Raw genomic sequence first — 13,046 nt, 5'->3', positions numbered from 1 at the left:
CATGAGCCGGCGCGCATCCATGCGCGCCGGCCTCGTGCTGCTGGTGCCGCTGCTGCTGTTCGTGCTGCTGGCCTACGGCATTCCGTTCTTCGGCGTGGTCGAGTGGAGCGTCACCGAGCCCTCCTTCGGCTTCACCCAATATGTCCGGCTGACCCAGGACCCGCTGGTCCTCGCGGTCTTCGTCCGCACCTTCCGGATCTGCGCCGTGGTCACCGTCTGCTCGGTGGTCGGTGCCTATGCGATTTCCTATCTCTGGGTCCGCGGCACGCCGCTGCAGCGGAACCTCGCCGAGTTCTGCATCCTGGTGCCGTTCTGGATCTCGGTCCTGACCCGGGCCTTCGGCTGGCTGGCCTTGCTCTCCAACCGCGGCCTCATCAACACCTGGCTGCAGTCGATCGGCTTCATCTCCGAGCCGCTCGCCCTGGTCCGCAACGAGTTCGGCGTCATCGTCGGCATGACCCACTTCCTGCTGCCCTACGCGGTCTTCCCGATCGCCTCAGCGATGCGGCAGCTCGACGACCGGGTGCTGATGGCGGCGCGCGGTTTGGGCGCGAAAAGGACCCGGGTGTTCTGGACTGTGTTCGTGCCGATGACGGCTTCCGGCGTGCTCGGCGCGGCGTTGATCGTCTTCGTCTTCGCCTTGGGCTTCTTCGTGACCCCGGCGATCCTCGGCGGCGGCCGCAGCGTGATGGTGGCTGAGCTCGTCTATCTGCGCATGTTCCAGAGCATCGACTGGGGCCTGGGTGCCGCGATCAGCGTGGCGTTGCTGCTGATCGTCGGGGCGCTGGCCAGCCTGCTGTTCCGCTTCCTGAAACCGGCTGGATTCATGCGATGACCGGCTACCGGCCCGGACCCGTCGCCATCCTGGCCGCCGTGCTGGCGGCGGTCTTTCTGCTGATGCCGCTGCTGGCCGTCGTGCCGGTCTCCTTCACCCCGGCGCGATTCCTCTCGATGCCCGAAGGCGAGCTTTCGCTCCGTCACTACCGGGCGCTGTTCGAGAACCCGGCCTGGGGCGAGGGGCTGCTCTTGAGCCTGCGGATCGGGATCGTCAGCAGCGCCGTCGCGACCACGCTGGCGGTCATGTTCGGGCTCGGTATCTGGATGCTACGGCCGCTCTTGGCCGGCCTGCTGGTCGGCTTCGTGCTGCTGCCGATGGTGGTCCCGCCGGTGGTCTCGGCGATGACCCTCTATTTCCTGCTGACCGGGCTTTCCAAGATGAACGACCTCGTCGGCTACGACACCTGGCTCGGGGTGGCGCTGGCCCATGTGGTGATGATCGCGCCTTTCGCCGTGGTGCTGATCCTGGTGGCGCTCTCCCAGGTGGACCGGCGGATCGACCTCGTCGCCCGGGGCCTTGGCGCTTCGGTGGCGCAGCGGGCCTTCAGGGTCATCTTGCCGAACATCAAGTTCGGCATCGTAACCGCGGCCTTGCTCTCCTTCGTCCTCTCCTGGGAGGAGATCGGCGTCACCCTGTTCGTGACCAGCGTCAACGCCATCACCCTGCCTCGGCTGATGTGGATGGGGCTGCGGGACAATATCGACCCGGCGATCGCTGCGATCTCGGTGCTGCTGATCCTGCTGACGATGACGATCCTGCTCGCCCGGCTGGCGGTCCGCCGGATGCTCTCCCGCGGTTAGCTGCTTAGCGGCGGAAGGCCAGGATCTGGGCAGGCTGACGCGGCGCCGGCAGGGCCGGTCCCAGATCCTCCGCCGTGACCGTGATCCGCATCCCCGGCAAGGTCAGCGTCAGCGCCGGCGTGGCGCCAGAGCGCAGCGCCTCGACTGCCGCCGAGTCGAGATGGAGCGGGTCGCCCTGGCCCGGCAGGTCGGTCACCGCCAATGCGCCATTGCCCTGCAGTGTCGCGGTCACCGGCATGCAGGCTGTGCGGCGGATTTCGAGCTCGCCGCGGCGCCAGCTCTCGCGCGCCGGGGCAATCCACTCGACCAGCGCGTAGATCTCGGCGCCGAGCGGAGCGCGCTGCGGCAACTGCGCCCGGTGGGCCGCCAGGCTGGCGACGCCGAGCGGGAGAGCTTCCACGACGGCAAGCTTCGGCGCGGCCTTCTTGGCCGGGCTTTTCTTTGCCGCGGGCTTCCTAGCGGTTCGCTTTTGGGGGAGTCGTGCGCGGGTAGCGTGCATCGGTTCCCGTCTCTCCTCGAGTCTCTCAGGCGCGGACGGGAAGCGAGTTGGGCGCCGCGCCGCGCACCATCTCGCAATCGCTATATGCGGCCATGCTTCCCGCGCTGCAAGAGTTTTTTTGCCACTGCAGCGTCCTCAAGTGTGCGTGATCGCACAATCTTGCCCCGAGCGCTTCGCTGCCGCGGAATGTGACGACAATGCGGCGATCCTTCCGGCATCGGAACCCGAACGGAGAGCGCCGGTTGACCTCTGGTAACGGCCGCGGCGAAGCGGGGCGTGCTCGCGACGCGGACATGGTCGTTGCATGTTCCATCGCGGCTTCGTGAGCGCCGGCGCTGATCCCCAAGCTCGGAACAGTTTCAACCGGCGAGCCTTGTTCCAACAGCGCGGCCTCCTGGGGCGAGCCCTCTGCGGCGGGTTCCGGGAGCAAGCCCCGAAGGTCTTCTCTCGGGGCGCCGCAACGCCATAAAGGAGACAGGAAATGATGAAGCGCCTGTTAATGACGACTGCAGCGGCATCGCTTCTGGCGATCGGCGCCAGCGCCTATGCGCAGGACAACACCGGCGCCACCGGCCAGAGCCAGCAGCCGCCCGTGGTGACCCCGGCGCCGGCCACGAATGAGAGTGGCGGCACCACCGACATGAACAACCCGGCCTCGCCGCCGGCAGCCGCCCCGGCCCCGGCCGCCGAAGCAGCGCCCGCCAACCCGCCGCCGAGTGACGCGGTGATCTCGGCCCAGAGCGACGGCGAGGTCACGGCCGACCAGATCATCGGCATGACCGTCTACAACGCCGAGGGCGAGAAGGTCGGCACCGTGCACGACATCCTGCTGGACAAGGAAGGGAAGGCGACCGGCGTCGTCCTCTCGGTCGGCGGCGTGCTCGGCGTCGGCGCTAAGTCGGTCGGCCTGACCTGGAAGGAGATCGACGTGAAGCCGGACCAGCAGCAGGTCCAAATCTCCTACACCAAGGACCAGCTCGAGGCGGCGCCGGACTTCAAGACCACGGAGCAGATCAACTCCGAGATGAACGCCCAGCAGCCGGCCGCGGCCCCGCCGCCGGCCCCGGCTCCGGCGGGCGGTACCTCGACCAACCCGTAAACGCGGTCGAGTTCAAAAGCAAAACCGGCGGCGAGGCGACTCGCCGCCGGTTTCTTTTTGCCCCGGTTGCTAGGCGGCGCGCACCACCTCGATGAAGCGGCTGAGTTCGCCGCGCAACAGCTCGGCCTGGTGCGACAGCTCCTCGGCGGAGCCCAGCACCTGGCTGGCGGCGGCGCCGGTGTCGTTGGCGGCCTGACCGACACTGACGATATTCTCGGTGACCTCGGAGGTGCCGGCAGCCGCCTGCTGGACATTGCGGGCGATCTCTCTGGTGGCGGCGGTTTGCTCCTCGACCGCGGCGGCGATCGTGCCCGAGACGGTGCTGATCGAGCGGATGGTCTCGCCGATGCCGTTGATGGCCGTGACCGAGTGCTGGGTGGCGCTCTGGACCGCCCCGATCTGACCGCTGATCTCCTCGGTTGCCTTGGCAAGGCGAGCAGGTTGGTCTGGCTGGCGATCTCCTCGATGAGGCGCACCACGTCGCCGATCTTCTGGGTGGCGCTGGCCAGCCTCGCAACTTCGCTGTTGGTGGTCTCGGCCTGTTGGACGGCCTTCGAGGCCACGGCATTGGACGTGTGATTTGGCGGGAGATCTCATCGACCGACAGCGACAATTCCTCCGCGGCGGCGGCCACGGTCTGGACGCTGGTGGTCGCCTCGTTGGAGGCGGAGGCCACGGCCTGGGCCTGCTTGTTGGTTTCCTCCGCGGTTGAAGACATGGATTGGGCGGAGGCGCGCAGCTCGGTCGAACGCCTTGGCCACCGTCTTCACCATGCCACCGACGGCCGCCTCGAACTGGTCCGCAAGGCCCGCCATATCGGCCTTGCGCTGGGCGGCGGCTTCCACCTTTCGCCGCTCCTGTTCCTGCCGCAGGCATTCCGCCTCGACCATGCTGTCCTTGAAGACCCGGACCGACTGGCTCATCTCGCCGATCTCGTCCTTGCGCTCGATGCCGGGAATCTCGGCGCTCATGTCGCCGCGCGAAAGCCGGCCCATGGTCGCGGTCATCGCCTTCACCGGCCGCACGATGGCGCGGGTTAGCAGGAAGGCGATCGCCAGGCCGAGCACGATGGCCATGCCGCTCAGCATTTCGCTTTCGAAGGTGGCGACCAGCTGGTCGTGGGCGGTCTTGGCCTCGGCCATCGCCGCCTTCTCAGCCTCGGTGTTGGCGGTCGCGCCGACCTTGGCCAGATCCGGGTCGGCCTCGGCCTTCTTGTCGGCCCAGTCCCTGGCCGTCTGGTCGAGGGCACGGTTGATCTCGGCGTCGGCGATGATCTGGTACATCTCCGCCCCAGCGCCGCGGCTTCGGTGGCGTCGACTGCGTTCTGATAGCTGATCGCGCCCTCGTCCTGCATGCGCCGCATATCGTCGATGGTCCAGAGCGCCGCGCCCGCCAGCAGGAGAATGAGGGCGACGTTTGCGATGGAGCCGCCGGTGAGTTTTGCGGAAATTGGCGAGCTTCGTGATCGGTCCTTTCCTGAGGCGGCCGACCCTACTCGAGGAGCTGTTGATATAAGTTAACGGGAATTGATGTTGCGCATGACTTTTCCGGCCTCATCCTTGAGTTTGATTCGGGGCTATAACCGGAAATTCCGGGGCTTCCGGATGGCGCGGAGGCCCGGAAATTCCTATTTGTTAACCACCCGCGGCGCAGATTGGCCAACGGAAGAGGCTGCGAGACGTGGCTTGGCGGGACCGGCGGCGTTCATGTCGCGCTCGGCCAAGTGCCGGAACGAAGGCGTCGGTTACAGTGGTTGCGACGCACTTTGATAAATTTCATTTATCAAGCGATCGATGGGAGAATCTTGACCGCAAGCCTTTGCAGGTTCACGATTTTTCAGCGGAATACGGGAGTATCGGACGGATGACCACTGCCGGTCAAAGCGACGCCACAGCGGCCCAGCGGGATTCAACCTGGGATGCTGGCGAGGCCCGCCAGATCATCGAAACCTATCGCGGCCTCGACGGCGCCTTGATGCCGATCCTGCATGCCCTGCAGGAGCGCTTCGGCTATGTCGATGACGCCGCGGTGCCGGATCTTTCCGACCTGCTGAATTTGAGCCGCGCCGAAGTGCACGGCGTCATCACCTTCTACCATGACTTCCGCCGCGTGCCGCCGGCGCGCCATGCGCTGCACATCTGCCGCGCCGAGGCCTGCCAGTCGGTCGGCGCCCGCGAGCTGGAAGCCCATGTGAAGAAGAAGCTCGGCGTCGATTACCACCACCAGACTCCCGACGGCCGCTGGTCGCTCGGTGCCATCTACTGCCTCGGCAACTGCGCCTGCGGACCCTCGGCGCTGATCGACGGCGAGACGGTCGGCCGCCTCACCCCGGAAAAGCTCGACGCGCTGATGCGCGAGGCCGAAGCCGGTCGCCGGGAGGCCGCGGAATGAGCGCGGTGAAGGTATACATCCCGGGCGATTCCTCGGCCGTCGCCGTCGGCGCCAACAAGGTCGCCCAGGCCATCGAGCGCCTGGCCCGCGAGAAGGGCCGGGAAATCCAGATCGTGCGCAACGGTTCGCGCGGCCTTTACTGGCTGGAGCCGATGGTCGAGGTGGCGACGCCCAATGGCCGCATCGCCTATGGTCCGGTCGCGCCCGGCGATCTTGCCGGCCTGTTCGACGCCGATTTCCTGAGCGGCGGCGCGCATGGCCTCTGTCTCGGCAAGCCGGAGGAGATCCCGTTCCTGAAGCAGCAGGAGCGGCTGATGTTCGCCCGCTGCGGCATCATCGACCCGCTCTCGATCGAGGAATACCGCGCCAACAACGGCTATCGCGGTCTCGCCAAGGCGCTGCAGATGCAGCCGGCCGAGATCGTCGCCGAGGTGACGGAATCCGGCCTGCGCGGCCGCGGCGGCGCCGGCTTCCCGACCGGCATCAAGTGGAACACCGTCCTGAAGGCCGAAGCGGATCGGAAATACATCGTCTGCAATGCCGACGAGGGCGACAGCGGCACCTTCGCCGATCGCATGATCATGGAAGGCGATCCCTTCCTCCTCATCGAAGGAATGACCATCGCCGGGATCGCCACCGGTGCGACCAAAGGCTTCATCTACATCCGCTCGGAATATCCCGACGCCTTCCGGCAGATGGGCCGGGCGATCGAGATCGCGCGCAACTCCGGCTATCTCGGCCCGAACGTGCTCGGCTCCGGCAAGAGCTTCGACCTCGAGACGCGGCTCGGCGCCGGCGCCTATATCTGCGGCGAGGAGACTTCGCTGCTGGAGAGCCTGGAAGGCAAGCGCGGCGTCATCCGCCCAAAGCCGCCGCTCCCGGCCCTGAAGGGCCTGTTCGGCAAGCCGACCGTCATCAACAACGTGCTCTCCTTCACCTCCGTGCCGGTGATCATCGACGACGGCGCCGCCTTCTATAAGAACTACGGCATGGGCCGCTCGCGCGGCACCCAGCCGTTCCAGCTCGCCGGCAACATCCGCCAGGGCGGTCTGGTCGAGAAGGCCTTTGGCGTGACCTTGAAGGAACTGGTCTATGACTTCGGCGGCGGCACCTTGAGCGGCCGCCCGGTTCGTGCGGTGCAGGTCGGCGGCCCCTTGGGCGCTTATCTGCGCGGCGACCAGCTCGATATCCCGATGGACTACGAAGCCTTCGCCGCCGTGAAGGCGATGCTGGGCCATGGCGGCCTGGTCGTGTTCGACGACACGGTCGACATGGCGCAGCAGGCCCGCTTCGCGATGGAATTCTGCGCGGCGGAATCCTGCGGCAAGTGCACGCCCTGCCGCATCGGCTCGACCCGCGGCGTCGAGGTAATCGATCGGATCATCGCCGGCACCCAGCGCGAGAAGAATCTCAGGCTGCTCGACGACCTCTGCGAGACCATGGTCGACGGCTCGCTCTGCGCCCTGGGCGGCCTGACGCCGTTCCCGGTCCAGAGCGCCATTCGCCATTTCCCCGAAGATTTCGACAAACCCAGCCGCAAGGCCGCCGAGTAACGGCTTAAGGCAAGGAAAGCCCCCATGAACGCACCCGTCGCCAACCCGATCGTCGCTCCCCAGGCTTCCCAGAATGGGCCGCTGACGCTCATCAAGGAACCGGATTACGGCACGCCCGGGCGCGTCTCCGAGAGGACGGTGACCTTGGAGATCGACGGCATCGCGGTCTCGGTGCCGGAAGGCACCTCGGTGATGCGCGCCGCCGCCGAGATGGGCTTCCAGATCCCGAAGCTCTGCGCGACGGATTCGGTCGAGCCTTTCGGTTCCTGCCGCCTCTGCCTGGTCGAGATCGAAGGGCGCCGCGGCACGCCGGCCTCCTGCACCACGCCGGCCGAGAACGGCATGAAGGTGAAGACCCAGACGCCGAAGCTGGCGAAGCTCCGCCGCAACGTCATGGAACTCTACATCTCCGACCATCCGCTGGACTGCCTCACGTGCGCCGCCAATGGCGATTGCGAGCTGCAGGACATGGCAGGTGCCGTGGGCCTGCGAGAAGTGCGCTACGGCTACGAGGGCGACAACCATCTCGATGCGGTGAAGGACGAGAGCAATCCCTATTTCACCTTCGATCCCTCGAAATGCATCGTCTGCTCGCGTTGTGTTCGCGCCTGCGAGGAAGTGCAAGGCACCTTCGCGCTGACCATTGACGGCCGTGGCTTCGCCAGCCACGTTGCGGCCAGCCAGGACGAGGATTTCCTCGCCTCCGAATGTGTTTCCTGCGGCGCTTGCGTGCAGGCCTGCCCGACCGCGACCTTGATGGAGAAGAGCGTTATCGAGGCCGGCCAGCCGGAGCACAGCGTGGTCACCACCTGCGCCTATTGCGGTGTCGGCTGCTCGTTCAAGGCCGAGATGCGCGGCACCGAGGTGGTGCGCATGATGCCCTACAAGGACGGCGGTGCGAACCACGGCCATTCCTGCGTCAAGGGCCGGTTCGCCTGGGGCTATGCGACACATAAGGACCGCATCACCAAGCCGATGATCCGCTCCAAGATTACCGATCCCTGGCAGGAAGTCTCCTGGGAGCAGGCGATCAGCCACGCCGCCTCGGAGTTCAAGCGCATCCAGGCGAAATTCGGCCGCGGCTCAGTCGGCGGCATCACCTCGTCCCGCTGCACCAATGAAGAGACCTATCTGGTCCAGAAGCTGGTTCGCGCCGCCTTCGGCAACAACAACGTCGATACCTGCGCCCGGGTCTGCCATTCGCCGACCGGCTATGGCCTCGGCACCACGCTCGGCACCTCGGCCGGCACCCAGACCTTCGACAGCGTCATGGAAGCCGACGTCATCCTGGTGATGGGCGCCAACCCGACCGACGCGCATCCGGTGTTCGGCAGCCGCATGAAGAAGCGGATTCGCGAGGGCGCTCGGCTGATCGTCATCGATCCCCGGCGCATCGATCTGGTGAACGACGCGCATGTGAAGGCCGACTATCACCTCGCTCTGCGTCCCGGCACCAATGTCGCCATCATCAACGCGCTGGCGCATGTGATCGCGACCGAAGGCCTGATCAACGAAGCCTATGTGAAGGAGCGCTGCGAGCCGGCCGATTTCGAGCTCTGGCGCAACTTCGTCTCGGAAGAGCGCAACTCGCCGGAAGCGACCGAGCATCTGACCGGCGTGCCCGCGGCCGACGTCCGTGCGGCGGCGCGGCTCTATGCCACCGGCGGCAACGCGGCGATCTATTACGGCCTCGGCGTCACCGAGCACAGCCAGGGGTCGACCACGGTCATCGGCATTGCCAACCTCGCCATGGCGACCGGCAATATCGGCCGCATGGGCGTCGGCGTGAACCCGCTCCGTGGCCAGAACAACGTGCAGGGCTCCTGCGACATGGGCTCCTTCCCGCACGAATTCTCCGGCTATCGCCACGTCTCTAACGACGCGGTGCGGGAGTCGTTCGAATCGCTCTGGGGCGTGAAGCTCGAGAGCGAGCCGGGCCTGCGCATTCCCAACATGCTGGACGCCGCGATCGACGGCAGCTTCAAGGGCATCTACATCCAGGGCGAGGACATCGCCCAGTCCGACCCGGACATCAAGCACGTGACCGGCGGCCTCGAGGCCATGGAATGCGTGGTCGTGCAGGATCTGTTCCTGAACGAGACCGCGAACTTCGCTCATGTCTTCCTCCCAGGCACCACCTTCCTCGAGAAGGACGGCACCTTTACCAACGCCGAGCGCCGCATCAACCTGGTGCGCAAGGCGACCCCGCCGGTGCCGGGCTACGCCGATTGGGAAGTGACCATGCTGCTCAGCAACGCGCTGGGCTACAAGATGGACTACAAGCACCCCTCCGAGATCATGGACGAGATTGCGGCCATGACCCCGACCTTCAAGGGCGTCTCCTTCAGGAAGATCGAGGAGCAGGGCTCGGTGCAGTGGCCCTGCAACGACGCGGCGCCGGACGGCACGCCGATCATGCATATCGGCAAGTTCGTGCGCGGCAAGGGCCGCTTCGTGCTGACCGAATACGTCCCGACCGACGAGAAGAGCACGGCGAAGTTCCCGCTGCTCCTGACCACCGGCCGCATCCTCTCGCAGTACAATGTCGGTGCTCAGACCCGGCGCACCGGCAACATCGCCTGGCATGACGAGGACGTGCTGGAGATCCACCCGCACGACGCCGAGCAGCGCGGCATCCATGACGGCGACATCGTCTCGGTGATGAGCCGGGCCGGCGAGACCGCGCTGGCGGCGTTGATCTCCGACCGCATGCAGCCCGGCGTGGTCTACACCACCTTCCACCACTTCGGCAGCGGCGTGAACGTGGTCACCACCGACTTCTCCGACTGGGCCACCAACTGCCCCGAATACAAGGTGACCGCGGTCGAGGTGCGTCCCACCAACCGGCCGTCGGAATGGCAGCTGAAATACGCCAAGCTGCGCGACGACACCCGCCAGATCGCGGGCAAGACCGCGGCGGAATGACCGCCACCCAGTCATTGAAGAGCGGGCCTCTGGAAGCAAGCGCGACCGCCTCGCCTTCTCCTTGTGGGGAGAGCGAGGCGGCGAAGCTGCAGAAGCCGATCGCCGAGGCCGCCTATCAACTGCTGCGCCGCGATGCGGCGGGCACTGAATCCCATGCCGAGCCGGTGGCCGAGGAAGTCCCGGTGGCCATGGTTTATAACGGCCTCAGCCACGTCGTCATGATGGCGAGCCCGACCGACCTCGAGGATTTCGCGCTCGGCTTCTCGCTGACCGAGGGGATCATCGAATCCAAGTCCGAGTTCGGCGGCTGCGAGGTCGCCCGCGCCGGCGAAGGCATCGAGGCCAGGATCGAGATCAGCTCCCGCGCTTTCTTCCGCCTGAAGGAACATCGCCGCGCCCTTCAGGGCCGCACCGGCTGCGGCCTCTGCGGCGTCGAGAGCCTGGACCAGGCCTTGCGCGATCTGCCGAAGCTCAATTCCGAGCTTCGTGTCAGCCCGCAGGCGATCCACCACGCGCTCGACGCGCTGCCCGCCCTGCAGGGCTTGAACCGCATCACCCATGCGTTGCACGCCGCCGCCTTCTGCCAGCCGGACGGCAGGATCGTCGGCGTGCGCGAGGATGTCGGCCGGCACAATGCCTTCGACAAGCTGATCGGCGCGCTGGCCAAGGACGGAGCCGATTGCGGCCGGGGCTTCGCCCTGATCACCAGCCGCTGCTCCTTCGAGATGGCGCAGAAGGCGATCTCGGCGGGCATCCCGGTGCTGGCCGCGGTCTCCGCGCCGACCCATCTTGCCATCAAGCTCGCCGGGAGCTACGACCTCACGCTGCTGGCGCTCGCGCGTTCGGACAGCATGAAGCTGTTCACCGGCGCCCGAAGAATTCAAAGCTGACGCATCCAACCCTGAACCGACGGTCAAACAAATGAAATCCACCGGCGAGAAGCTGGTCTACATGGCCAACCAGATCGGCGACTTCTTCAACAGCTATCCGCACGACCAGGCGGTGAAGGGCATCAAGGAGCATATCGAGAAATTCTGGGATCCCCGGATGCTGCACCAGATCTACGCGATCATGAAGAAGCCGGATCACGGCTTGAAGCCGAACTCGCTCGAGGCGCTGCAGGTCCTGGAGCAGGAAGAGACGCACGCCCATTCCGACGTCGAGGCCAGTGGCTGAGCCGCTCGATAGGCTCTCAGTCGCCGGAAAGCGCCCCGATGCGCAAGCGATCGAGCAGCCGCGCGGCTGCGTCGGAATGCGGCCGATCGCGGTCCTTGGTGTCGAAGCCGCGCGTGGCTTCCTTTCCGCAATAATCCAGGATCGTCCGCGGATTGGCCGGGTGCTCGTCAATGTAGGCGGTCACGTCGTAGACTTGGCCGTTGATGATCAGCCAGCAGCTCGCGGCATCGCCATGCGCGGCGACCTCGGCGGCGGTGTATTCCGCTTTCGCCGCATCCGCGGTCGCGGGTTGCGTGACGGGCGGCGCCCAGGCGGCGAAGATCCAGATCGCCGCCATCGCGATCCAGAAGGAGAGGCCGGCGCCGAGGACGAGGTTTTTCATCGGAAATCGAGCCTCTCGATGTGAATGTCGGCCTCCGCCACGCCGCCGGCCTGCAGGTCACGGCTCACGGCTGTGACCATGGCGGCCGGTCCGCAGATGAAGTACTCCGCGCCGGTGAGCGATCCGGTCTCCGCGGCGATGCGGTCGACGCCCGGTAGCTCTCCGCGATCGGCGAACATCGGCACCAGCGTCAGCCGCGAACGCCGTGCCGCGATGCGCTCCAGCTCAGGAAGGCCCGTGGCCTCGCGGCGGCTCGCCGCGCCGTAGTAGAGCGACACTGGCGGTCCTTCCTCCGCCAGCGCCGCAGCCATCGAGAGGAAGGGGGCGATGCCGATGCCGCCCGCGATCCAGACCTGCGGACGATCGACGATTTCCGGCCAGAACGCGCCGAACGGGCCATGCACGCGCACCGGGACGCCCGGCCGCATCCGTTGCATGCGACTGGTGCAGTCGCCCAGCGCCTTGACCACCAGCCGCAGGGCGGGATCGCCGGCGGCCGAAGCGATGGTGAAAGGATGATATTCGGCGCAGCCACGATAGCCTTCCGTATCGTAGAATGCGGCGAACACGAACTGCCCCGGCCGGAAGGCGAGGGGCCGGCCCAAGGGCCGCAGGGTGAGCTCAACGACGCCTTCGCCGAGGTCACGTGCGCCTTCCACGACAAAGCGGCGCCCGGCGACGACGCCGCGGTCGATCAGCAACCGCCAGACCAGCGCGCCCAACCCCGCCAGGATCCAGAGCGCGAGCAGCGGCATGGCCCAATCGCTGGTTCGCTGCACCAGCAGCAGATGACCGGTCCCGAACAGGAACGCGATCCCGGCCGAGGCATGCAGCCACTTCCATCCGACATAGGACAGCCGGGCTTGAAAAGTCGCGAGCATCATCGCCATGAGCCAGATCAGCGTCACCCAGCCCAGGAATTCCCCGGCATGCGCCGGGTTCGGAAAGGTCGTGTCGAACACGCGCGCCGCGCCATTCTCGATCAAGACCCGCAGCGCGAGAGTCACGGGATGGAGCAGCAGAACGAGAAAAGCGAGGGCGCCAGCAAGGTGATGGGCGAGATAGAGGCTGTCGAGGCCGCCGAGCAGCCGCTCGAGCCAGCCGACGCGCAGCATCAGCACCAGGCTCGCGGCGAAGAGGCTCATGCCGAGGATGGCGGCGGCGTCGCCGAGGCCGTGCAGCACCGCCGACCAAGACGTGCCCGGTGCGAGCAGCAGGCGCTCCACCGCGGCAATCCAGCCAGGCAGGCCGCCGATCAGGATGGCCGCCAACGGCGCAGCCTTCAGCTTGTTCTGTGCGTCGACCGACACGGCGCTCCACCCAGACGATGCGACGGAAGAATCGCATGAACCGGCGGCGGTGGGATTGACCGAAGTCAATCGC

13 protein-coding genes are annotated in these 13,046 nt (G+C 66.5%); 8 read left to right on the top strand and 5 right to left on the bottom strand.

Annotated features, from left to right (window positions below):
• The first annotated feature begins 1 nt into the window (after position 1).
• Positions 2 to 835: an ABC transporter permease gene (locus ACH2CY_RS10375; protein ID WP_395018746.1), complete on the top strand. Its 834-nt coding sequence runs from the start codon at positions 2 to 4 to the stop codon at positions 833 to 835.
• The gene (locus tag ACH2CY_RS10370) at positions 832 to 1,638 is read left to right on the top strand and encodes an ABC transporter permease (RefSeq protein ID WP_395018744.1); all 807 of its coding nucleotides are present in this window, start codon (positions 832 to 834) and stop codon (positions 1,636 to 1,638) included. Before ACH2CY_RS10375 ends, ACH2CY_RS10370 begins: the two co-directional genes overlap by 4 nt.
• Before the next feature lie 4 nt (positions 1,639 to 1,642).
• Here the strand turns inward: ACH2CY_RS10370 and ACH2CY_RS10365 are convergent, their stop codons facing one another.
• The gene (locus ACH2CY_RS10365; RefSeq protein WP_395018742.1) at positions 1,643 to 2,038 is read right to left on the bottom strand and encodes a hypothetical protein; all 396 of its coding nucleotides are present in this window, start codon (positions 2,036 to 2,038) and stop codon (positions 1,643 to 1,645) included.
• Between the two features lie 580 nt (positions 2,039 to 2,618).
• Here ACH2CY_RS10365 and ACH2CY_RS10360 point away from each other — a divergent pair.
• Positions 2,619 to 3,236, top strand: coding sequence for a PRC-barrel domain-containing protein (locus ACH2CY_RS10360; RefSeq protein ID WP_395018740.1), 618 nt, complete (start codon positions 2,619 to 2,621; stop codon positions 3,234 to 3,236).
• A gap of 69 nt (positions 3,237 to 3,305) precedes the next feature.
• Here the strand turns inward: ACH2CY_RS10360 and ACH2CY_RS10355 are convergent, their stop codons facing one another.
• Together ACH2CY_RS10355 and ACH2CY_RS10350 are read right to left on the bottom strand one after the other, a co-directional pair.
• A complete protein-coding gene (locus tag ACH2CY_RS10355) occupies positions 3,306 to 3,833 on the bottom strand; it encodes a hypothetical protein (RefSeq protein ID WP_395018739.1) in 528 nt (175 codons plus the stop codon).
• Complete coding sequence (locus tag ACH2CY_RS10350) at positions 3,830 to 4,519, bottom strand: HAMP domain-containing protein (RefSeq protein ID WP_395018737.1); 690 nt, start codon at positions 4,517 to 4,519, stop codon at positions 3,830 to 3,832. The genes ACH2CY_RS10355 and ACH2CY_RS10350 overlap by 4 nt, the downstream gene beginning before the upstream one ends.
• 580 nt (positions 4,520 to 5,099) lie before the next feature.
• On the opposite strand from ACH2CY_RS10350, the gene ACH2CY_RS10345 reads away from it, so the two are divergent.
• The 5 genes from ACH2CY_RS10345 to ACH2CY_RS10325 all read left to right on the top strand — a co-directional run bounded on the left by ACH2CY_RS10345 (position 5,100) and on the right by ACH2CY_RS10325 (position 11,281).
• On the top strand, positions 5,100 to 5,627 hold the full coding sequence (locus ACH2CY_RS10345) for a formate dehydrogenase subunit gamma (RefSeq protein WP_395018735.1): 528 nt from the start codon (positions 5,100 to 5,102) through the stop codon (positions 5,625 to 5,627).
• Positions 5,624 to 7,180, top strand: coding sequence for a formate dehydrogenase beta subunit (locus ACH2CY_RS10340; RefSeq protein ID WP_395018733.1), 1,557 nt, complete (start codon positions 5,624 to 5,626; stop codon positions 7,178 to 7,180). Before ACH2CY_RS10345 ends, ACH2CY_RS10340 begins: the two co-directional genes overlap by 4 nt.
• A gap of 81 nt (positions 7,181 to 7,261) precedes the next feature.
• Entirely contained in the window at positions 7,262 to 10,105 is a 2,844-nt protein-coding gene (fdhF, locus tag ACH2CY_RS10335) for a formate dehydrogenase subunit alpha (protein ID WP_395019031.1), read from the top strand.
• Positions 10,102 to 10,995 (top strand): formate dehydrogenase accessory sulfurtransferase FdhD, encoded by an 894-nt coding sequence (fdhD, locus tag ACH2CY_RS10330; protein WP_395018731.1) that lies wholly within the window; start codon positions 10,102 to 10,104, stop codon positions 10,993 to 10,995. Before fdhF ends, fdhD begins: the two co-directional genes overlap by 4 nt.
• A 31-nt stretch (positions 10,996 to 11,026) precedes the next feature.
• Entirely contained in the window at positions 11,027 to 11,281 is a 255-nt protein-coding gene (locus ACH2CY_RS10325) for a formate dehydrogenase subunit delta (protein ID WP_395018729.1), read from the top strand.
• Positions 11,282 to 11,297: 16 nt separating this feature from the next.
• Here the strand turns inward: ACH2CY_RS10325 and ACH2CY_RS10320 are convergent, their stop codons facing one another.
• A complete protein-coding gene (locus tag ACH2CY_RS10320; RefSeq protein ID WP_395018727.1) occupies positions 11,298 to 11,663 on the bottom strand; it encodes a cytochrome b5 domain-containing protein in 366 nt (121 codons plus the stop codon).
• On the bottom strand, positions 11,660 to 12,973 hold the full coding sequence (locus tag ACH2CY_RS10315; protein WP_395018725.1) for a ferric reductase-like transmembrane domain-containing protein: 1,314 nt from the start codon (positions 12,971 to 12,973) through the stop codon (positions 11,660 to 11,662). The genes ACH2CY_RS10320 and ACH2CY_RS10315 overlap by 4 nt, the downstream gene beginning before the upstream one ends.
• Positions 12,974 to 13,046: the final 73 nt, after the last annotated feature.

It is taken from the genome of Dongia sp. (assembly GCF_041905885.1).
Taxonomy (GTDB): domain Bacteria; phylum Pseudomonadota; class Alphaproteobacteria; order Dongiales; family Dongiaceae; genus Dongia.
Note: the sequence above shows the minus strand (reverse complement) of the source record. Positions and strands in the feature narration are given on the sequence as shown.

Excerpts from the sequence above, each read along its gene's own strand:
- ACH2CY_RS10350 (WP_395018737.1), bottom strand. The coding sequence starts at position 4,519 with ATGTACCAGATCATCGCCGACGCCGAGATCAACCGTGCCCTCGACCAG.
- ACH2CY_RS10370 (WP_395018744.1), top strand. The coding sequence starts at position 832 with ATGACCGGCTACCGGCCCGGACCCGTCGCCATCCTGGCCGCCGTGCTG.
- ACH2CY_RS10345 (WP_395018735.1), top strand. The coding sequence starts at position 5,100 with ATGACCACTGCCGGTCAAAGCGACGCCACAGCGGCCCAGCGGGATTCA.
- ACH2CY_RS10360 (WP_395018740.1), top strand. The coding sequence starts at position 2,619 with ATGATGAAGCGCCTGTTAATGACGACTGCAGCGGCATCGCTTCTGGCG.
- ACH2CY_RS10325 (WP_395018729.1), top strand. The coding sequence starts at position 11,027 with ATGAAATCCACCGGCGAGAAGCTGGTCTACATGGCCAACCAGATCGGC.
- ACH2CY_RS10355 (WP_395018739.1), bottom strand. The coding sequence starts at position 3,833 with ATGAGATCTCCCGCCAAATCACACGTCCAATGCCGTGGCCTCGAAGGC.
- fdhD (WP_395018731.1), top strand. The coding sequence starts at position 10,102 with ATGACCGCCACCCAGTCATTGAAGAGCGGGCCTCTGGAAGCAAGCGCG.
- ACH2CY_RS10375 (WP_395018746.1), top strand. The coding sequence starts at position 2 with ATGAGCCGGCGCGCATCCATGCGCGCCGGCCTCGTGCTGCTGGTGCCG.
- ACH2CY_RS10340 (WP_395018733.1), top strand. The coding sequence starts at position 5,624 with ATGAGCGCGGTGAAGGTATACATCCCGGGCGATTCCTCGGCCGTCGCC.
- ACH2CY_RS10320 (WP_395018727.1), bottom strand. The coding sequence starts at position 11,663 with ATGAAAAACCTCGTCCTCGGCGCCGGCCTCTCCTTCTGGATCGCGATG.